27 protein-coding genes are annotated in these 19,736 nt (G+C 37.3%); 2 read left to right on the forward strand and 25 right to left on the reverse strand.

Annotated elements, in window-relative coordinates:
• Positions 1-24: 24 nt before the first annotated feature.
• The 20 genes from MKX82_RS17135 to MKX82_RS17230 form a co-directional block, all read right to left on the reverse strand.
• On the reverse strand, positions 25-1,941 hold the full coding sequence (locus MKX82_RS17135; protein WP_341078711.1) for a glycosyltransferase: 1,917 nt from the start codon (positions 1,939-1,941) through the stop codon (positions 25-27).
• A gap of 95 nt (positions 1,942-2,036) precedes the next feature.
• Complete coding sequence (locus tag MKX82_RS17140) at positions 2,037-2,849, reverse strand: flagellin N-terminal helical domain-containing protein (RefSeq protein ID WP_341078714.1); 813 nt, start codon at positions 2,847-2,849, stop codon at positions 2,037-2,039.
• Between the two features lie 484 nt (positions 2,850-3,333).
• The gene (locus MKX82_RS17145) at positions 3,334-4,146 is read right to left on the reverse strand and encodes a flagellin N-terminal helical domain-containing protein (protein ID WP_341078716.1); all 813 of its coding nucleotides are present in this window, start codon (positions 4,144-4,146) and stop codon (positions 3,334-3,336) included.
• A gap of 323 nt (positions 4,147-4,469) precedes the next feature.
• On the reverse strand, positions 4,470-5,279 hold the full coding sequence (gene hag / locus MKX82_RS17150; protein WP_341078717.1) for a flagellin Hag: 810 nt from the start codon (positions 5,277-5,279) through the stop codon (positions 4,470-4,472).
• Positions 5,280-5,566: 287 nt separating this feature from the next.
• On the reverse strand, positions 5,567-6,379 hold the full coding sequence (locus tag MKX82_RS17155) for a flagellin N-terminal helical domain-containing protein (RefSeq protein WP_341078719.1): 813 nt from the start codon (positions 6,377-6,379) through the stop codon (positions 5,567-5,569).
• Positions 6,380-6,516: 137 nt separating this feature from the next.
• Complete coding sequence (gene csrA, locus MKX82_RS17160; protein ID WP_341078722.1) at positions 6,517-6,738, reverse strand: carbon storage regulator CsrA; 222 nt, start codon at positions 6,736-6,738, stop codon at positions 6,517-6,519.
• A 4-nt stretch (positions 6,739-6,742) separates the two neighbouring features.
• Positions 6,743-7,192, reverse strand: coding sequence for a flagellar assembly protein FliW (fliW, locus tag MKX82_RS17165; RefSeq protein WP_233315667.1), 450 nt, complete (start codon positions 7,190-7,192; stop codon positions 6,743-6,745).
• 14 nt (positions 7,193-7,206) lie between these two features.
• Complete coding sequence (locus MKX82_RS17170; RefSeq protein ID WP_341078733.1) at positions 7,207-7,797, reverse strand: DUF6470 family protein; 591 nt, start codon at positions 7,795-7,797, stop codon at positions 7,207-7,209.
• A 141-nt stretch (positions 7,798-7,938) separates the two neighbouring features.
• A complete protein-coding gene (gene flgL, locus MKX82_RS17175) occupies positions 7,939-8,826 on the reverse strand; it encodes a flagellar hook-associated protein FlgL (protein WP_341078735.1) in 888 nt (295 codons plus the stop codon).
• Between the two features lie 11 nt (positions 8,827-8,837).
• Complete coding sequence (gene flgK, locus MKX82_RS17180; RefSeq protein WP_341078736.1) at positions 8,838-10,400, reverse strand: flagellar hook-associated protein FlgK; 1,563 nt, start codon at positions 10,398-10,400, stop codon at positions 8,838-8,840.
• A gap of 13 nt (positions 10,401-10,413) precedes the next feature.
• Positions 10,414-10,911 carry a flagellar protein FlgN gene (locus MKX82_RS17185; protein WP_233315671.1) on the reverse strand — a complete coding sequence of 166 codons (498 nt, stop codon included), beginning with the start codon at positions 10,909-10,911 and terminating at the stop codon, positions 10,414-10,416.
• Positions 10,912-10,931: 20 nt separating this feature from the next.
• Positions 10,932-11,210 carry a flagellar biosynthesis anti-sigma factor FlgM gene (gene flgM / locus MKX82_RS17190; RefSeq protein ID WP_233315672.1) on the reverse strand — a complete coding sequence of 93 codons (279 nt, stop codon included), beginning with the start codon at positions 11,208-11,210 and terminating at the stop codon, positions 10,932-10,934.
• A gap of 254 nt (positions 11,211-11,464) precedes the next feature.
• A complete protein-coding gene (locus tag MKX82_RS17195) occupies positions 11,465-11,863 on the reverse strand; it encodes a TIGR03826 family flagellar region protein (RefSeq protein ID WP_341078740.1) in 399 nt (132 codons plus the stop codon).
• 26 nt (positions 11,864-11,889) lie between these two features.
• On the reverse strand, positions 11,890-12,582 hold the full coding sequence (locus MKX82_RS17200; RefSeq protein WP_233315674.1) for a ComF family protein: 693 nt from the start codon (positions 12,580-12,582) through the stop codon (positions 11,890-11,892).
• A gap of 11 nt (positions 12,583-12,593) precedes the next feature.
• Positions 12,594-13,571, reverse strand: coding sequence for a DEAD/DEAH box helicase (locus MKX82_RS17205; RefSeq protein ID WP_341078745.1), 978 nt, complete (start codon positions 13,569-13,571; stop codon positions 12,594-12,596).
• Positions 13,572-13,580: 9 nt separating this feature from the next.
• Entirely contained in the window at positions 13,581-14,156 is a 576-nt protein-coding gene (locus MKX82_RS17210; protein WP_341079576.1) for a replication-relaxation family protein, read from the reverse strand.
• Positions 14,125-15,324 (reverse strand): FtsK/SpoIIIE domain-containing protein, encoded by a 1,200-nt coding sequence (locus tag MKX82_RS17215; RefSeq protein ID WP_341078747.1) that lies wholly within the window; start codon positions 15,322-15,324, stop codon positions 14,125-14,127. Before MKX82_RS17215 ends, MKX82_RS17210 begins: the two co-directional genes overlap by 32 nt.
• Positions 15,321-15,524 carry a hypothetical protein gene (locus tag MKX82_RS17220; RefSeq protein WP_341078749.1) on the reverse strand — a complete coding sequence of 68 codons (204 nt, stop codon included), beginning with the start codon at positions 15,522-15,524 and terminating at the stop codon, positions 15,321-15,323. Before MKX82_RS17220 ends, MKX82_RS17215 begins: the two co-directional genes overlap by 4 nt.
• Before the next feature lie 13 nt (positions 15,525-15,537).
• Positions 15,538-15,858: a hypothetical protein gene (locus MKX82_RS17225; protein WP_341078750.1), complete on the reverse strand. Its 321-nt coding sequence runs from the start codon at positions 15,856-15,858 to the stop codon at positions 15,538-15,540.
• A 204-nt stretch (positions 15,859-16,062) separates the two neighbouring features.
• The gene (locus MKX82_RS17230) at positions 16,063-16,245 is read right to left on the reverse strand and encodes a hypothetical protein (protein ID WP_341078753.1); all 183 of its coding nucleotides are present in this window, start codon (positions 16,243-16,245) and stop codon (positions 16,063-16,065) included.
• A gap of 175 nt (positions 16,246-16,420) precedes the next feature.
• On the opposite strand from MKX82_RS17230, the gene MKX82_RS17235 reads away from it, so the two are divergent.
• Together MKX82_RS17235 and MKX82_RS17240 are read left to right on the forward strand one after the other, a co-directional pair.
• Positions 16,421-16,639, forward strand: a complete 219-nt coding sequence (locus MKX82_RS17235) for a helix-turn-helix transcriptional regulator (protein ID WP_341078756.1) — start codon at positions 16,421-16,423, stop codon at positions 16,637-16,639.
• Between the two features lie 95 nt (positions 16,640-16,734).
• Positions 16,735-17,391 (forward strand): Ltp family lipoprotein, encoded by a 657-nt coding sequence (locus MKX82_RS17240; protein WP_341078758.1) that lies wholly within the window; start codon positions 16,735-16,737, stop codon positions 17,389-17,391.
• Between the two features lie 30 nt (positions 17,392-17,421).
• Here the strand turns inward: MKX82_RS17240 and MKX82_RS17245 are convergent, their stop codons facing one another.
• The 5 genes from MKX82_RS17245 to MKX82_RS17265 all read right to left on the reverse strand — a co-directional run bounded on the left by MKX82_RS17245 (position 17,422) and on the right by MKX82_RS17265 (position 19,734).
• Entirely contained in the window at positions 17,422-17,667 is a 246-nt protein-coding gene (locus MKX82_RS17245) for a hypothetical protein (protein WP_341078760.1), read from the reverse strand.
• Positions 17,668-17,793: 126 nt separating this feature from the next.
• Positions 17,794-18,660, reverse strand: coding sequence for a peptidoglycan-binding protein (locus MKX82_RS17250; RefSeq protein WP_285854746.1), 867 nt, complete (start codon positions 18,658-18,660; stop codon positions 17,794-17,796).
• A 134-nt stretch (positions 18,661-18,794) separates the two neighbouring features.
• Complete coding sequence (locus MKX82_RS17255) at positions 18,795-19,037, reverse strand: phage holin (RefSeq protein ID WP_285854745.1); 243 nt, start codon at positions 19,035-19,037, stop codon at positions 18,795-18,797.
• An 8-nt stretch (positions 19,038-19,045) separates the two neighbouring features.
• Positions 19,046-19,357: a hypothetical protein gene (locus MKX82_RS17260; protein WP_251645249.1), complete on the reverse strand. Its 312-nt coding sequence runs from the start codon at positions 19,355-19,357 to the stop codon at positions 19,046-19,048.
• A 5-nt stretch (positions 19,358-19,362) separates the two neighbouring features.
• Complete coding sequence (locus MKX82_RS17265) at positions 19,363-19,734, reverse strand: hypothetical protein (RefSeq protein ID WP_251645247.1); 372 nt, start codon at positions 19,732-19,734, stop codon at positions 19,363-19,365.
• Positions 19,735-19,736 lie beyond the last annotated feature (2 nt).

Genomic DNA, 19,736 nt, shown 5'->3' on the forward strand with positions numbered 1-19,736 from the left:
TTCACCCCTTTTGAATAAGCCTTTTTATAACAAATACTTTTCCATATAAATGCTTCCTTTAAAAGTCTTTAAAGCATTTTTTATCGTTATATTAAACAGTTGGTCTTCAATTGGGTTTTCAAGCAGTATTTTATAGAATCTAAAATCATTCTCAAACAGCAGATTAGCATATTTAGTAAATTCTATTGCATTTTGATTATTTCCAGTCTCAAATAAGCCAATTATAATATTCAAGAAATCTTGTTCAGTATAAACATCCCAGTCACATTCATTATAAAGCTGAAGGGCTTCCCCTTTGAAATCATTTTCATAAAGAATAGCTGCTGCCTTAGCTAGTGCAGATTCTGTTAGTAAATGCTTATTTTTTAATAAATCGGATACCATATCATATTTTTTATAGTCCATAAGAATCTGAAGGGCACCTAGAAATAATTCTGTTTCATCTAATGTATCACCTGTTAAGTTATTCAATAATTTAACCAACATATTTATATGCTCGTCTTTCTCAAAGGCGGCAACAAGCAAAGGTGAATGATTTCCCTCTAAAAGCCTATTTCTTAATAAGAATAAATCAATAATGTTTAGCATTTGTTTCTTATTTAAACTCTCAACTACTTTTAGATTTAACATGTCATTAAACTCTTCTAGATTTCCGGTTCCAGTTAAACAGTAATTTTTAAGTTTGAATATTTTCTCTAACAGTTTATCCTCATTATTATATTTTAAAAACGGCTGAATTATATTTGGTTTCCCAATATTAAAACACCCAGACATATAATAACTTAAATTTTTTTTATTAATTAGATTATTTCTTTCAATGAATTGTATAATTTCATCTTCAGTATGGAATTTATTTAAAATAAAGATAATCTTTTTAATACTGTCACTATCTAACTTATTTATATTCAGTACACTCATATAATGATAAATTGCTTTATCATATATTTTTTCATAATTGTATATATCCCCAAGCCTTCTATGCGGCATTTGGTCTTTTAAATCAGGTCTCAATATTGTATGACCATACTTTTCACTGTTATTGACAATTTCTTCAAAGTAAAATTTGGCATCGTCATTTTGGCCCCTGAGATAACTTATTTCACCTTTTAAGTATACTAATTCAAATGAACCAGGATATAACTGTAGGGAATCATCGATAACATTAATTGCGTCATTGTATCTCTTTAACTGAATTAAGGCACTTATTATTTGAGTAACAGTGGAAGCAACCCATGATAATTCATAGCTTCTTTTTAAATTATAAGCATTCGTATATGCTTTTAATGCCTTTTCATATTTTCCTAACGAATAATACTCATTTCCTAGGTTGAAATAGTCAAATGCATTATTGCTTTCCTGCATTTCTTTATCAATAAGCTCTTTATTACGCTCATTTTTCCCTTTTTCCGCCACAGTCTGATTCAAGTAACCAGAATGGAATACCAAAAGCTTTGCGATACTTCCATTTAAAGATTTTCCATCAATGCTCTTTAATTGCTCATGGATAGCCCGATAGTAAGCTATTTGTCCATTGTTCTTATACAGACGGTCATGATAATTTTGTATTAGTTTCTCCCCGTATAGACCAGTGAAATTTAATATCTTCACGCCATAAGTGTCATATTTGTCGTTATCTTCTTTTATTCCATTTATAAATTCCTGATAATTTTCCTCATCAATATATTCATCTGCATCAAGTACTAAAATCCAATCACCTGTAGCCTGTTCAGCTGCATAATTTCTGGCAGCGGAGAAGTCGTTAACCCAATCAAAATCAAATACTTTAGATGTATACTCGCTTGCTATTTCCTTCGTCCGATCTGTTGAGCCTGTATCAACAATTATCACTTCATCTACAAGATGAGCGACAGAAGATAGGCAACGGTCCAACACACTTTCTTCATTTTTAACAATCATACATAATGATACTTTTGTATCCATAGTTATTCCTCCTAAAGATTAGTACTGCTAATAAAAATATCGTGCTTTAGTAATACGAAGCACGATATTTCGATAGAACTACTAAAAATATTTTATTATTGAAGTAATTGAAGTACGCCTTGTGGCTGTTGGTTTGCTTGAGCAAGCATTGATTGAGCTGCTTGAGCAAGGATAGAGTTCTTTGTTTGGTTCATCATTTCTTTTGCCATGTCTACGTCACGAACACGAGATTCAGCAGCAGACAAGTTCTCAGAAGATGTATCCAAGTTAGTGATTGTATGCTCTAGACGGTTTTGCAATGCACCTAAGTTTGAACGTTGTGTTGAAACAGAAGTAATAGCAGCATCGAGTAGCGAGATGGAACCACTTGCTTCTGCGTTCGTCCCTACGCTGATTGAACCAGAAACACCCAAGCTAGAAGCGCCCATTCCGCTAATAGAGAAGTTGATTACTTGCCCATCATTTGCCCCTACTTGAAGTGTAGCAGAGAAAGATCCTTTTAATAGGTTTTGCGTATTAAATTCAGTTGTATCAGCAATACGATCGATTTCTTTTGTTAATTGATCAATCTCTGTTTGGATTTGATCACGATCATCAGTAGTGTTCGTGTCGTTACCACCTTGTACAGCTAGTTCACGCATACGTTGAAGGATTGCATGTGTTTCGTTCAATGCACCTTCAGCTGTTTGGATTAAAGAGATACCATCTTGTGAGTTACGAGATGCTTGATCCAAACCGCGGATTTGCCCACGCATTTTTTCAGAGATTGCTAGACCAGCAGCGTCATCACCAGCACGATTGATACGTTGACCTGAAGATAATTTCTCCATTGATTTAGATTGAGCGTTTGTTGCAGAGCTCAATTGACGGTATGTGTTTAATGCAGCGATATTATGATTGATTCTCATTGTAAATTTCTCCTCCTTGAATTATATGTCCACATCCTTATGGACTTCTTTTTTAGGATTAGGGAAGGTCGGCCGCCCTTCCCCTCTCTAATTTATATATCGGACAGACAGTTTTTTGTTTAACTTGTTTTTTACATTATTTAATAATTAAATTTTAAACGGATTTATTAACTTGAGGGAGAACATAAAAACTGCATATTTAATAGCTTTTTTACGCTATTCCTTATATTTTTCACTATAAAAACAAAAAACGCCTTCGGACAAGGAGAAAAATACAATGAGATTTTACAGATCAAATTTACGATATCTTCAATTGTATTATTTACATGTGTACTATTTTTCATACAACAATAAGATGAAATATTCCTTTTTAATAGCCTTATAATGCTTATTTATTCGGATTAGTAATCCAACAAGGAAATGATAGATAAAAAGAGGACTGCCCAATATTGGCAATCCTCTTTTTCAAAAATGATCAAACAAATTATTGAAGCAATTGCAGTACGCCTTGCGGTTGTTGGTTTGCTTGAGCAAGCATTGATTGAGCTGCTTGAGCAAGGATAGAGTTCTTTGTTTGGTTCATCATTTCTTTCGCCATGTCTACGTCACGAACACGAGATTCAGCAGCAGTCAAGTTCTCAGAAGATGTATCCAAGTTAGTGATTGTATGCTCTAGGCGGTTTTGTAATGCACCAAGGTTTGAACGTTGTGTTGAAACGGTTTTAATTGCTTCATCTAATTTAGAGATAGAAGAACTTGCTTGTGCATTTGTACCAACACTGATTGTACCTGAGATACCTAGACCAGAAGCACCCATTGCACTGATAGAGAAGTTGATAGTTTGTCCATCGTTAGCTCCTACTTGAAGCGTTGCAGAGAAAGAACCTTTTAACAGGTTTTGCGTATTGAATTCAGTTGTATCAGCAATACGGTCGATTTCCTTTGTTAATTGGTCGATTTCTGTTTTAATTTGCGCTCTGTCATCAGAAGTATTCGTATCGTTACCACCTTGAACAGCCAGCTCACGCATACGTTGAAGGATTGCATGCGTCTCGTTCAATGCACCTTCAGCTGTTTGGATTAGAGAGATACCATCTTGTGAGTTACGAGATGCTTGATCTAAACCGCGGATTTGTCCACGCATTTTTTCAGAGATTGCTAGACCAGCAGCATCGTCACCAGCACGGTTGATACGTTGACCTGAAGACAATTTCTCCATTGATTTAGATTGAGCTGTACTTGCAGAACTCAATTGACGATATGTGTTTAATGCAGCGATATTGTGGTTAATTCTCATTGTAATTCTTCCTCCTTGAAATTTGTCTCCACATCCCTGTGGACGTATTGTTTTTTGAGAGTAGAGAAGACCAATGCTCCTCCCCTCTCTACTATATATATCGGAAGTGCCATTTTTTATTCAACTTGTAGATTCTACCAAAAACAAGAATTGTAAAAACTACTATATAAACTTTAAACTCTCGACTAAACCCTTCAAATATAAATGTGAATTTGTTAGAAATTGTTCTTGGCTAAATCAGGTTAACAAAGCTTTAGGGCACACAATATGTAAAAAGAGGACTGCCTAAAATAGGCTTCCTCTTTTTACATATTTAAATAAAATTACTGAAGCAATTGTAGTACACCTTGTGGCTGTTGATTAGCTTGAGCAAGCATTGATTGAGCTGCTTGAGCAAGAATTGAGTTCTTTGTTTGGTTCATCATTTCTTTCGCCATGTCTACGTCACGTACGCGAGATTCAGCAGCAGTCAAGTTCTCAGATGAAGTATCCAAGTTATTGATTGTGTGCTCTAGGCGGTTTTGTAGTGCACCAAGGTTTGAACGTTGAGTTGATACTGTTTTGATTGCTTCATCTAATTTTGAGATAGATGAGCTTGCAGCTGAGTTTGAAGTCACGCTAAGTGATCCAACAGATAATCCAGCACTAGTCATTTCAGAGATTGAGAAGCTGATAGTTTGTCCATCATTAGCTCCAACTTGTAGTGTTGCAGAGAATGAGCCTTTTAATAGATTCTGTGTGTTGAACTCAGTCGTATCAGCGATACGATCGATTTCTTTTGTCAATTGATCTAATTCTGTTTGGATTTGTGTTCTGTCATCAGAAGTGTTAGTATCGTTACCACCTTGTACAGCCAACTCACGCATACGTTGCAGGATTGCATGTGTTTCGTTCAATGCGCCTTCAGCCGTTTGGATTAAAGAGATACCATCTTGTGAGTTACGAGATGCTTGATCCAAACCGCGAATTTGACCACGCATTTTTTCAGAGATTGCAAGACCAGCAGCGTCATCACCAGCACGGTTGATACGTTGACCTGAAGACAATTTCTCCATTGATTTAGATTGAGCAGTTGTTGCAGAGCTCAATTGACGGTATGTGTTTAATGCAGCGATATTATGATTGATTCTCATTGTTAAATTTCCTCCTTGAAATTGGTGTCCACATCCTTGTGGACGAAATTATTGTATAGATTAAGGAAGTTCTGCAGCCCTTCCCCGCTCTACTTTATATATCGGCAGGAGATTTTATTATTTAGCAGTATGTCACCTGTAAATTTTCCCATCTGAAGAATCTATTTAAAATACAATTCCTATGTATAAAAAATTGATTCACCGCCACTCAACTGGAAAGTATTCATAAGACATAAAAAAGGACCGCCTAAAAACCAGGCAGTCCTTTCCCAAAAGTCCGCAACCAATTATTGAAGTAATTGAAGTACGCCTTGTGGTTGTTGGTTTGCTTGTGCAAGCATTGATTGAGCTGCTTGAGCAAGGATAGAGTTCTTTGTTTGGTTCATCATTTCTTTCGCCATGTCTACGTCACGAACACGAGATTCAGCAGCAGTCAAGTTCTCAGAAGATGTATCCAAGTTAGTGATTGTATGCTCTAGACGGTTTTGCAATGCACCTAAGTTCGAACGTTGTGTTGAAACAGAAGTAATAGCAGCATCGAGTAGCGAGATGGAACCACTTGCTTCTGCGTTCGTCCCTACGCTGATTGAACCAGAAACACCCAAGCTAGAAGCGCCCATTCCGCTAATAGAGAAGTTGATTACTTGCCCATCATTTGCCCCTACTTGAAGTGTAGCAGAGAAAGATCCTTTTAATAGGTTTTGCGTATTAAATTCAGTTGTATCAGCAATACGATCGATTTCTTTTGTTAATTGATCAATCTCTGTTTGGATTTGATCACGATCATCAGTAGTGTTTGTATCGTTACCACCTTGTACAGCTAGCTCACGCATACGTTGAAGGATTGCATGTGTTTCGTTCAATGCACCTTCAGCTGTTTGGATTAGAGAGATACCATCTTGTGAGTTACGAGATGCTTGATCCAAACCGCGGATTTGTCCACGCATTTTTTCAGAGATTGCTAGACCAGCAGCATCGTCACCAGCACGGTTGATACGTTGACCTGAAGATAATTTCTCCATTGATTTAGATTGAGCAGTTGTTGCAGAGCTCAATTGACGGTATGTGTTTAATGCAGCGATATTGTGATTGATTCTCATTGTAAATTTCTCCTCCTTGAATTGTCTGTCCACATCCTTGTGAACTTCTTTTAGGATTAGGGAAGGTCGGCCGCCCTTCCCCTCTCTACTTTATATATCGGCAGGAGAATTTTTTGTTTAATGTTTTTTATACTTTTTTATTTATTTTTTTTGAAGACATTTAACACACTGCTGATGTCAACAGATGCTGCTTTATTTTCATTATAAATTTGATCGAATACTTCTTTGCGATGTATTTCGACTTGTTTAGGTGCATTGATTCCTATCTTTACTTGATCTCCGCTGACTGACACGACTGTTAATTCGATGTCATTGCCTATTTTGATTACTTCGCCGACTTTTCTGGATAGTACGAGCATCTTCTCACCCCTTTACCGCTTCTGATTGTTGTTGTGAAAAAATGCTGTGCTTTGTTTTGTATTCAGGCAAATTTAGAATTACTTGCTGGGCTTGATTGTTTTTTATGTTAAGAATAATCGGCGCCTGCAAATTAGCGGTTGTTTTTGCAAAAGGATCCTGGACTGTCAAAATGGTAAAGATAAGAACATCCCTATCTGACTCTAGCTCTAAAAAGCTTGTCGTAGATTCTGCTAGTTCAAACTCATATTCCTTGAAAAAAACGAAAGGGTTTGCAACAACAAAACCAAGATTTTCGTTTGTGACAGACTGAAGGATGAATATATGCTCTTGGTCATCAATCGGCAGGATGACGAATTGTTGTTCTTCTTCAAATGCAGGAATTCCTTTTGGAAAATGAATGATTTCCTTGTCGGTTATTTCTTTTTCTCCATGAAACTTTGTATTAATTTTCAATTACATCAGTCCTTTTATTTTGATTGTTGATAGTTTACCCCATTGGACTTTAAATTTTCAAAATGAATCTCTAAACTTGGATATTGAACTAATTCTGTTATAACTTTTCCAGGTGTATAGTCGATTAGTGGCTTATTTTGGTTAACATCAATAATTGGTTCATATGTTTCAAAGGATGTTTTCACATAGCCTGGATCATATTGGATTTTGACACTGTTTGCTGGCGGTATCCAGCCTAGACCAAACTGCTTCGGCGGTCCTTCGCTGTTTCTTTTGGCAATTTGCGGAATAGGATTACCTTTATTTTCAATTGCTGCAAGCTGCTGTCCGTCTTTTATGCGTCTTGCAATTCCTTTAAGCCATTCTTGGCGGCCTTTTTGGACATAATCATCAATGAATCTTTCTCGTGTTTTCATACCTTCATAGGCTCTTGCCTCTGTTTGGTCGATTGTCAAAGTAGCAGCTTTTTTATCAATAATCAGCTCTGCCTTTGGCTGCTCAATATACAAATCAGCAGGCTTTTGCTCCATTTGAACTTGCGGCTGGACTGTTGTAAGTCCAAGCTTAGCAGGTGTTGAATCAATCCGCAGCTGTGGTATTTGCATGAATATTTCTCTCCTTTCTATAAAAAAAAGCTATTCATTACAGAATAGCTTCAAGTGTTTATACAATACTGAGGCGAAATGAGCCGTTTGCCTAGTGATTAGGAATGTCTTAAAACGAAGCTTCCAGCCAAGTCAGTTATATTATCTTAAAAAGTCAATTAATGATGTCTGAATAATTCTTGCTCCTACGCTCAATGAAGCGTTATGAACACTTTCCTGAACAGACAAGTTTGTGATTGCTACTTCCATATCAACATCTTCATTATCTGAAAGAACTTTGTTAGCAAGCACTTCTTGTGCGTCAATTCTTGACTCAACCATTTCTAAGCGGTTATATCTTGCACCAAGCTCAGACTTTTCGCTAGACAAGGAATTCATGACAGAATCAAGTCTTGTCAGCAATTCATCTAATCCTGTTGTATCATTGTTTTCCATTTTGTCTTGAATTTCCTGTACAACATCAAACATTTCTTGGTTGAAGGTTGCTGGATTCACGTTCGCTTTCATTGAAACGCCGCTTGAAACTTCCACTGTATAACTGTCAATTGATCCGTCGGCAATATTCGCTGCAACTTGCGGCGGATCTCCTGCAGTTACTGGTGGATTAGAAATATCAGTACCGTGGAAAAGATATTTTCCGTTTACTTTCGTGTTCGCTACATTTACCAAGTCTTCTTTAATCTGGTTAATTTCTTCAGCGATAGCGCCTCTTTCATCCACACCGTTCGTATCTGTTTTCCCTTGAACAAGCAATTCTCTTACCCGGTCTAGCCCTGAGCTTGCTTGGTCCATTGCTGCCTCTGAGTTATCCATCCACAGGTACAGCTCTGACAGGTTGCGTTTATACTGCTCTACCTCTGACAGGCTGGAGCGGTAGTACATACCCTTCATCGCTACAACTGGATCATCTGACGGTTTTGTGATTTTTTTCCCTGTTGCTACTTGGTTCGATAATTGGTTCAGCTTATTGTAGCTGTTGCTGATATTACGCAAACTGTTTGCTGAAAGCATTGATTGTGTTACGCGCATTGCTTAATCACCTATCTCCCTCCGACACCCATGCCGTTTATTATCGTATCTAAAAGTTCATCTGATAATGAAATCATTCTTGCTGCCGCATTGTAAGCCTGTTGGAATTGAATCATATTTGTCATTTCTTCATCCAGTGAAACAGCACTTGTACTCATCCGTTTGTTCTCAACAGTCTGCTGCAAAGTCGTTGCATTTGAAGTCATCTTCTCTGCTTCCTGTGCGCTAACTGCCATACTTCCGATAACCCCTTCATAGTAGTTGCGGAAGTTAGACATCTCTGAATTGTTGCCGTAATCATACTTCTGGTTAATGATGTCAGCCAATTTGCTCACATATGTTGCATCACCCAGTGTTGCTTGCGAAGGATCTGTTCCAGGTGAAGCATTCGCAATATTATCTAAGCTGCTTTCAATGCTCGAAGAAATCGAGATTCTGCTTGCAAATCCACTGCGATCTGTAATGGCTCCATCTGCACTTTCAGAATCAGCAAAGAAGGAGATCGACTGGTTTTCGCCTGCTTCAATTTCGTTCGGGCTCATCCCTTCTTGGTGAACCTCATTAAACTTCGTTGCAAATGTATAAGCAAGGTTATCTAACTCTGTCAACATATCATTATATATGCCCTTCAAATTGCCATCTGCATCTTCATAGCCATATGCTTCTACGATACTCTTTAATTTCCCAGTAGATTCAAAGTCATTAATATTAATCTCTGAATCTCCGATGGTTATGCTTGTTACAGCACTGTCATCAGCATTGCTGTTAACTTTGATTGTGTTATATCCATTTTTATCAACTAAAGTACCCAAGGCGTTGCCTTTATCATCAACTAATGTAACAACAGCTTTACCTTCAGCTTGTGCTAATGCATTGCCTCCAGAAGCTTCATACGATACTTTAATATTCGTATAAGAAGAAAGCTCGTCCAGCAAGCTGTCTCGCTGATCATATAAATCGTTTGGCAAGTATCCGTTTGGTTCTACACTGCCGATTTGTTTATTAACTTGGTCTAACTGAGTAAGAATAGTATTAATTGCTTTTTCTGCAACACCAAGCTCGTTTTTCGCATCGCTCTTTTCAGCTGATACTGTTTTATGCAAGTAATTGAATGTTTCTGATACGGCAATACCGCGTTGACGCACAACGGCACGTGCTCCAGAATTCTGTGGATCTGTTGCCAAATCCTGCAATGATTCCCAGAAAGAATCCATCGAAGAAGACAGCCCGGACTCAGAAGGTTCATTCATGATTGTCTCAAGATTGCTCATTGCTGTAGTACGGTTTTCCCAATATCCCAGCTTGCTTGACTCAGAGCGGTATTGTGTATCAAGGAAGCTGTCTCTGATTCTGCTGACAGATCCTGCTGTAACACCTGTACCTAATTGTCCTGCAATTCTCGGCGCATTCTGTCCGACTCCAGGAAAGCTTTGTGATTGCTCTAAGTCAACTCTTTGACGAGTGTAGCCTAGAGTATTAGCATTTGAAATATTATTACCTGTTGTATATAGGGCACTTTGCTGCGCTACCAGCCCTCGTCTTGCTGTTTCAAGTCCCATAAAGGTTGATCCCATGACTTCTCCTCCATTATGCCTTCATATTTAAAAGACTGCTTGATGTTTTTCCGATGTTGCCTGTGTGAACAGAATTTCCATTTACCGGCTTACCGTAATTAAGGCTTTGTTTGGTTGGTTTTAACAAGCTTAATGATACATTCACAAATTGCATCGATTGTCTTAACAGCTGCTGATTTAACGTATTCGCATCTTTTAACTCTCCAATAATGCTTCGCAGTTTATCCGCTGCCTCGCCCGCCTGTTTCGCAGGTTCTGGCTCCATCAGTTCTAAACAATCAGAAATAGTAGGATTATGAACGGTCTTAACAATTTTTCGGCAAACTTCTACTCGTGCCGCTTCCAGCTTTTGAATGCTCATGATATGCGCTTGCTCATCTTTCATTACTTGCTGAAGGGACTCTATATCCCCCTTCTTTATGATCTCTGTTTTGTTCTTCGCCACTTCATACAGGCTTGCATGAGAGTTAACGAGCTTTTCCAGCACTTCAATCAATAAGGACGCAGACATTAGAGACCCTCCTTTTAGTATTAGTTAGCTTGATTATTCTTCGTATAGAAATTGACAATGCTGTTTGCAATATCCTCTGAACGAACTTCATATGTGCCATTTTGAATTTGTTTTTTTAATGCTTCAATTTTTTCAGTTCTTGCTTGTGACACTTGAGTCACTTGCTGAAGTTCTTTAGCAGCAGAGGAGATTTCAATTTTGTCTGTCCCCTTAACTGCTTCTGTTTTTACTTGATCTATTTTACTTACTTGTTTTTTATATGGATTAATTCCTTGTGTTCCGTAATTATTAATTTTCATGTTTATTCCTCGCTTTCTTTTTTTCCGTACAGAAAAGCTCTACCTCTAGTATCGGATGATTAGCGTTTTATTTAAACATTTCCTTCGCTTTTTCTTAAAATGCGCCAAAAAGACTAATTTAAAACAGGAACACCAAGAGTATTTTCCTATATTGATGAATAAGTCGTGAGGATTGGTCTAGGAGATTCTACAGAGAAGGTAACGAAGTATGCATCTGGGCTGTCACGTACAGCCCAAGAGCTAAGGTTTATCTACTATTTACCAATAAAGTAAGTGGCTGATTTTGCCTGTTTTTTTCGTTCCTCTTCTGCTTCCATGCTTTTAATATCTCCTTGCAAGTTCGACAGACAGCTCGTGCAAAGCTTTCCTTCTCTGATTTGTGTGCCGCATTTTGCACATGGATAACCTAAGTTAGGAAATTGGGACAGCTTAATGCGTCCTTTTTTAATCCATTTATATATTAACGATTTTTCGACTCCTGTATTTGCCACAACTTGTTCCATCGGTGCTGTTCTGTTTTGCTTTTTGCGAATGAATTGATACACTTTTTCATAATCCGCTTCTTCTTGCTTATAGCACTTAGGGCAAATATCCCTAAGATTATTTACTACATAAATGTCCCCACATTTAGGGCAGTTCGCTAATTCAGCCATTTTCTCTTTTCCTCCCATAGTAATTGTCATCTCGCAACAGTGAACGAAATGACAGTATTGGCTCCTGCATTTTTCAACACTTTAGCCGCCTGCCTTACCGTTGCACCTGTAGTATATATATCGTCAACGAGCAGCACATGTTGAGCATGGCAGCCCTCAATATTTGCCGCAGAAAACACAGCAGTATTTTCCAATCTTTCCTGTCTGCTGATTTTCGACTGTTTATCACCATGAACGCGAGATAACAGCTGCTTGTAGCCTAAATGAGTATATGCAAGAATTGCCTCTGATTGATTAAAGCCTCGCTCATACAGTCTTTCCTCACTTAACGGTATAGGTGATACCACTCTTCCTCTTGCAGTTTTTTTGGGAAAGTATGCAGCGAACGCTCCTGCTACTTTATGATCTCCTCTGTATTTAAAAAGGGCAATGATTTCTTTTAAAAAGTCATTATACACAAAAATAGAGGTATTGCCATCCAGCACTCCTTTCCATTGAGGATCTTGTTCCCACTTATAGCAATCAAGACACAAGCTGCCCCTTATATATTCTGAATCAATGCGAGAGAAAGGCCGACTGCAAATAGAACACCGACTTCCTGTAATGAACTCTAATTTACTTTTGCATTCTTCACAAAGCAATTCGCTTTTTTGCTCAGCAAATAAACTAGTCCAGTTTAAGACAGGTCTTAGGGAAGTTAAACAAAATGTACAATGCACTTTATTCCTCCTTACCTAAGCAGAAGCATGCCTGTTTGGGCAGCTTCCTTATTACTGTTTTCGATTTGATTCTTTGCCTCGACCATACTCCATGTTTTCCCATGATGAAAAAACACCACATCTCCGTCTGGATGCTCGCTGCTTCTTCCAGCTCTCCCGGCAATTTGAATAAGAGCACTATCGGTGAACACATCATTTTCTGCACCTAATACAGCAACATCTATATTTGGAAAAGTAACACCTCTTTCCAATATAGTCGTAGTAATCAGCAGATTTATTTCCTTGTTTCGCATTTTTTTCACCTTGTCTATTCTGTGCGGATCGGCAGCAAAAACTGATTCCACCTTGCTGTCCAACTGTCCCAAAATAGTCTTTGCTTTTTCTAATTGCGCTATCTTCGGCAAAAATAAGAGAATTTGTTTGCCCTTGCTTAGCCGCTCCTTTAACCATACAAGCAGCCTTTGGGGCAGCTTGCCTTGATTTAGGAGCTTTTCCCAATTGCCGCACCATATAAAGCGAGGAACAGGCAATGGGTGCCTGTGATAACGTGCCGGGATTTTTACATACGCTATCTTTTTATGTTTGCATTTACGCTGCCAGCTTTTATTAGGAGTTGCTGTTAAATACACCAATGTTGATTTACTTTTTCTCGCTTTATTTATGGCATGCTGCAATGTTTCATCAGCAGAGTATGGAAATGCGTCCATTTCATCAAGAATAATGAGGTCAAAAGCTTGCTCAAAGCGATATAACTGATGCGTTGTGCTGATAAACAGTGAGCTGTGCTTCAGCTTGTTGCCGCTGTCACCATACAAAGGGATTACGTTGATTGTTGGAAAGGCTCGCTGCAGCCTCGGTGTCAGTTCAAGGACGACATCTGTTCTTGGAGTGGCAATACACACTCTTTTTTGTGTGCTGAGGGCTTTTTCTATTCCTTTAAATAAAACTTCCGTTTTCCCTGCACCACAAACTGCCGTTAATGAAAACATAAATTTTTTTTATAATTCCATAAATGTTTTAACTTGAAATCTAAACCCCTTTCCTTTGCACCAAGTCTCCAACTTTCTTTTTCTATCCTCGGTCGTTGTAAAAAACAATAGCACTGGAACTACATCTTTTATCATTGGCATTAATTCTTCATATCGATTTATTTTCTTTTTGTTGTCTGCCATGTCCCTTGTATTATCCACTTCAATTAAATGGATGTATCCATTCCTTATAAATGCTGCATCACTTACAATTCTTCTTTTGGTTGCAGGCTTTAAACCGTTAATTTTCATTTCTAGTGTAGGAACTACCTCCATTTCAATTTCAGTAATAAACTCCGATTGCCAGTCTATCGGGCAATCAAAATGTAAATAAACTTCATTTCTTAACAAGTCATGATCTATCTGAGAAGTTTTTTTCACTTCCTTGGTGGCACCTATTAGTTCCCTTCCTGCTTTATTTAAATAGATAATCTTTTCTCGATTGTGGAAGGCCTCATGAATATATGGCCTTAACTGCTGAACAACTCTACATGCGTTCCTATAGCTTTTTAAGTCATGAATCTTTTGTAGATGTTTTATTTTCACTACGCCCAATGTGTCTATCGTCATCAATAATTTTTCTATTCGGCTTTGTGTTGAAATCATTGTTATCCTCCATCATTTTAAGAATCATACCATCGTCAATATAAGGCACCTGAACAGTCCTTTTCTTTTCCACAAGGTAAATGGCCCTTCCTGGTATTGAAGGTAAATCTTCAGCCCCCACATCATCTAAGAGCACCATACTTCCAGTCCTTGCAGCACAGATAAATGAAATTCGAGCCACTATGTTCATCTTTACCTGCATAGGCACTGCTTCTTTTGTAGGGTACTGAGTAGCATAGATAAGTCTATATCCTATACCGCCACCAATTCGAGCAATCTCAGATAATGCTGCCTGGCAAAACTCAGCATACTTCTTTGAAGCTCTGTCTTTGACAATGTTTGGTGATAGTTCCGCACCTTCATCCACAAAGATAAAAGTACGCTTCTTTATTGGTGTATCAATAATATTTGTATATCCTTTCTCCCTGAACATTGTTTCCTTTTCTTTTAACTCCTCAGTTAGTTTCATTAGTACCTCAGCTGACTCAAAAACATCACAGGCTACTTCTTTAACTTGATTAGGGAAAAGCTTTTTATATTTGTAGAACTCCAAACCTGCTTTAAGATCTAGAATGTAAATTTCAATATCATCCGGGTTGTTCATTATTAAAGTATTGAGTATACCTTTCATAAACACTGTTTTGCCGAAACGGGTTACTCCACCATTTAATAAGTGGCAGTACTTTTCAAAATCGTGATAAAGGATTCCAGTATGGTTTTTCCCAATTGGAACTTCCCATGTTCCTTTTCGTACAAGAGATTCATTATAGTTCCATCTTTCTGGCAGTTCTTCATGATAAACACGTAGCTTTAATAGACCGTCAAATTCATAATCAACCTCTTTATTAAGACCGTCTTTTAATACTGGTAATAAGCCTTCAAATGCTTCTGATGGGATACCTAAAGGTAAGGAGTATAAGTAGGTGGAATAAGATTTAGAGTCGGTATGTTTGCGGATTAGTTTGGGGTATTTGATTGTTTCTCCTGATTTGATTCCTACTCGTCTGTTGATAAATATTTGTTTTATTTTATCCTCATCTTTCATTTGTCTTTTAGGCAACAGTGCAGCACCAGCTATAGCTAATGGAATTGCGAAAAGTTCAATCATGTTCTTCCTCCCTTTCTGATTTCGGAAACTATAGATTTTATTAAATCCGCCAATTCTTCCGCTTTATCCAATTCAAGGTTTACAAAATAACCTGTTTCTTCCTCACAAACCTTACAGCCAATATAAATGCTATCGTCTCCCGAATCAGATTTATCAACTTCTAAAAAGTCCTCTGGAAACATCGAACAATAATATTTCATTATCCTCAACTCCTTAAACCCAATTCAACCAATCATCATTTTTATCTTTTTTCTTTTTCAACTTCTCATAATCATCCTTAGTGTGGATGTACAATTGGTCGCAAAATTTATATCCATTTCCATATAGGTCAAAACGGTCCATATAATTAATCAGCCTTTCATAATCTTCTGGAGCTTCCATTTCGAGGTATAACTCCTTTAAGTATTTATCACTAAACAAAAACGGTGTATAACCTAATTCATTGAACTTGCGCTCATGCTGCTTATCAATAAATGTTTTACTTTCTGTGTATCCTTGAAATATGGACTCAATAATTCGATTAAAACCACTCATTTTAAAAAAACTCCTTTCAATCTTTGTTGAGCTAAGAAACAGCGAAGAAAAGAGATATGTTGATAAACATATCAGTCGCTCTCAAAAAGAAGTACAATGTACAAATCTTAAATACCAATCTATCAATCTTTGCATACTACATTGTCAAATTCACATGGTGACAGATACATAGAACACTGCATAGTAGACTGCAATGTATTCTACTTAGAAGAAAATCTTACTAATATGGTTAATAAACCACAGGATACCGCCGAATTTAACTGTCTCTAAAACAAACTTAACCATACCTTCGTTAATTGTGATATTCATTTTTTCTAGTGCAGTTACCACTAAAAGAGATCCACCAGCTGAGCCAATAAGTATCGTACCAAAAGTAAAAGGATCCATTAATTTCCCTCCTAAAGTTACTTAGTAGACTACATTGTAGTGTCTAGTTGATATACTATATGGGCTTTTTCTCTATTAATGCCTGTCTATCACAAGTTTCTTGTGCAAAAAATACATTTACTTTGTGAAAGGTAAAATAGCAGCATTGTCGAATGGTTATTAGTGGTGATGTAAATTGGAAAACAATAACTCAATAAAAATTAATTTAGGGGAAATTATAAAAGAGTCTCCATACAAACGTGAATATATACAAAAACACATGGAAATATCAAGAAACACCTTATCTAATTGGTGTACAGGAAGAACATACCCTTCAATACCCCAAGCGTTTAAATTATCTAGAATACTCGGTGTAACTGTGGAAGACCTTTATAAGTGGAAGGATGACAAATAACCCTTGTCTACTTTTGTCGAAACTATAGTAAAAAAATAACATACACAGTAGAATTAATTCGCAAATAGAAAATACATAAATTAGGGGGAACTATTTTGACAAAGAAAGAAAAGGTAAAAAAACCATTTTATAAAAAATGGTGGGTATGGTTACTTGCAGTTATAATTGTAGGTTCGATTGCAACGGGTGGTGAAGACGACACAAATCAAGACGCTTCACCAGAAAAGGAAAAAACAAGTGAAGCTGTAGCTTCAACCAACGATAATAGTGAAAAAGAAGCTGCTGAAAAAGAAGAAGCTGAGAAGAAAGCAGCTGAAGAAAAGGCTGCTGCTGAGGAAGCCGAAAAAGAAAAAGCTGCTGAAGAGAAAGCAGCAAAAGAAGCTGAAGAGAAGGCTAAAAAAGAAGCCGAAGAAAAAGCTGCTGAAGAAGCGAAAGAAAATAGCGTGCCGAGAGAATATAAATCAGCTTTAAACAAAGCTGAAGACTATGTTACTACTATGAATTTGTCAAAGGCAGGAGTATATGATCAATTAACATCAGAGTATGGAGAAGGTTTTCCAGCAGAAGCTGCTCAATACGCGATTGATAATCTTGATAATATTGATTGGAATGCAATTGCATTAAAAAAAGCTAAATCATATGCAGAATCAATGGATATGTCTGATTCAGCTATTTATGACCAATTAGTTTCTGACTATGGTGAAAAATTCACTGCAGAAGAAGCGCAATATGCCATAGACAATCTTCAATAAATAATAATAGCCCTTCTCAAACGAGTTGGGCTATTTCTTTGCATATTGGTTATAAAGCTTCAAAGATTTATCTGGTAGCCATTCTCTTTTTCTTGGATCTGCGTAGTATTCCAGGAATGCTTCTTTCTCCTTTTCATCATAGGACTTAGCCTGCTTATAATGGTGTTCGCAATACCAATGTATTTCTTCAGGCTTATCCCATGGCTTAAACGGTAGCAACTTATGAGCCCCTCTGACTTTACAAGCTATCCCTTCACAACCTTCTTCAAATTCCATAATTACTCGTCCTCGCTTTGAATAATAATTGGATTATAACATAAAAAAAGGCCCTACTCCGAAGAGTAAGGCAGTTAGAGAGAAGGAGCATGACCTTCATAATCATTTTGCTTCAAAAAATATATTTTATTCAAAAAACTTAACAAAGGTTGCAGGACCAACAATTCCATCGGCAACAAGACCATTTGCTTTCTGGAAAGCCTTCACTGCAGCTAAAGTGTCATTGCCGAATACTCCATCAATCCCTTGAGGATTAAAGCCATTATAGTAAAGCATTCCTTGAATAAGCCTTGTCCACTTGCTCCATGTAGTTCCCTTTTTAAGTGTTGGAGCAGCTGCTTTCGATTTCTTACCGAATACCCCATCAATAGTTACATCAGAAAAGTACTGGAACACTCGAATAGCAGCTGTCTTTGTTTTAGGACCCTTATATCCATCCACAACAAGCTTAGTGAAGTTCGCTTTCTTTGTGTACCCATTTAGGAAGGTTTGTAGCTTCTTGATATTCGTATCTCCATCTGTGTCCGGCTTATTTGGCGTAGTTACAATGACAGACTCAACCTTCGTTTCTTCTGGCTCCACAGTAATCTTGCCTGTGTATTCAAGGTGTGGATTATCCACAAATCCTTTCCAGTCTCCACCCCATTCAAAACCTTTTGATTTCGCAATGGCAGCCACACGTCTCCAATTGCTATTAACAGTATAATTAGCAATTGTCCCTTTTTCATTCGTCAAGCAGAAATCAACAGCAATACCGAAGTTGTGATTAGATTGACCACCTTTAGCATTGGTTACAATCTTTCCTGGCTTCGTTCTACCTTGTGCATATAAAGCATCCTGTTCAGCTTTAGAACGGTACCCATCGGTAATTAAAACATAGATACCCTCTTTATAAGCCTGTTCGATAATTTCTAATACTTTAGTTAGGACAAGAGCTTTCATGCCTGCGCCCATTCGTTTAATTGCTTTCTCTTTTAAGATTTCAACACTCATTATTAATTCCTCCTTAGTATTTTTCGTTTAATAAAATGTCTTGCTCTTTTGGATCAACCTTGCTGAAGAACCATTTGATTTTCTTTAACACTGCTGTCACCTCCAAATAAAAAAGGCACCTTGTGGAAGGCACCTCATTTTGCGTTTGTTAAATTGTTTACTTTGAGCACTTCTTTTTGTTGTTTACCTTTAGCTGTCACATAGTTGTTTTTAAACCATGCAATAGCAGCAGTGGCAACAGTGAATCCATTTGTCAGGAAAATTGTCCAGTCTTCACTCGTTCCAGGTATTTCGTAAAGACCAAAACTCACTAAGAATTGGTTTACCAAAGCTATAAATAAAACGATAGTTCTAATTAACGTACCTTTATCCAACATAACCACTCCTATTTAAAAATGTTTTCAAATAATAAATAAAGAACCCCACCACTACCGGCTAGGATTCCGAGGAACTTCCATATTTGTTGTTGAGTGTATCGTTTTCTACTGTCAGCTGATTTACGTGAGAAAGTATCATTCTTTAAAACATGGTCTAAAAGCTTTTGGGTCATTTCTTGTTGCTTTCCAGACTCTTTTAATACTGTGTTTTCCGTCTCAGTTAGTTTATTTCTGATGTCTTGGTTCAATTTCTCCTGTTCTTTTTGGCGTTCCTCGAGAACCTTTATCCTTTCCTCATGATTTTCAACTTGTTTTTCCAATGGTGTTACCTCCTGTGTTGGCATTTTCCCATCCCCCTTTTATCTCTATATACAAACGGATTCACCTCCTTAAAGGTAATAAAAAAGAGCCCTAAAAAAGGACTGAATAACGCTATATCGCCAGTTGAATAATTAACTCGATATTCATTTTCAGCTAGCTTAGTTAGATCAGTAATATCCACTTCTTTTAAAACTTGACCGTCCTTACTTTCTATAGATACTTTCGTACCATAATCAGGTATTTCAAGTAATTTCACTTTGTTGTATTTGACTGTTAGTTCCTGTGTAATTGGGATAAACGGGTCCTCTGGTGTATTAGCCCGCCTAAATAAATGTATTTCATCTACACCTGAGTAAAAATCATATAATTCAGCCATAT

This window comes from Niallia sp. FSL R7-0271 (assembly GCF_038005785.1).
GTDB lineage: Bacteria > Bacillota > Bacilli > Bacillales > Cytobacillaceae > Niallia.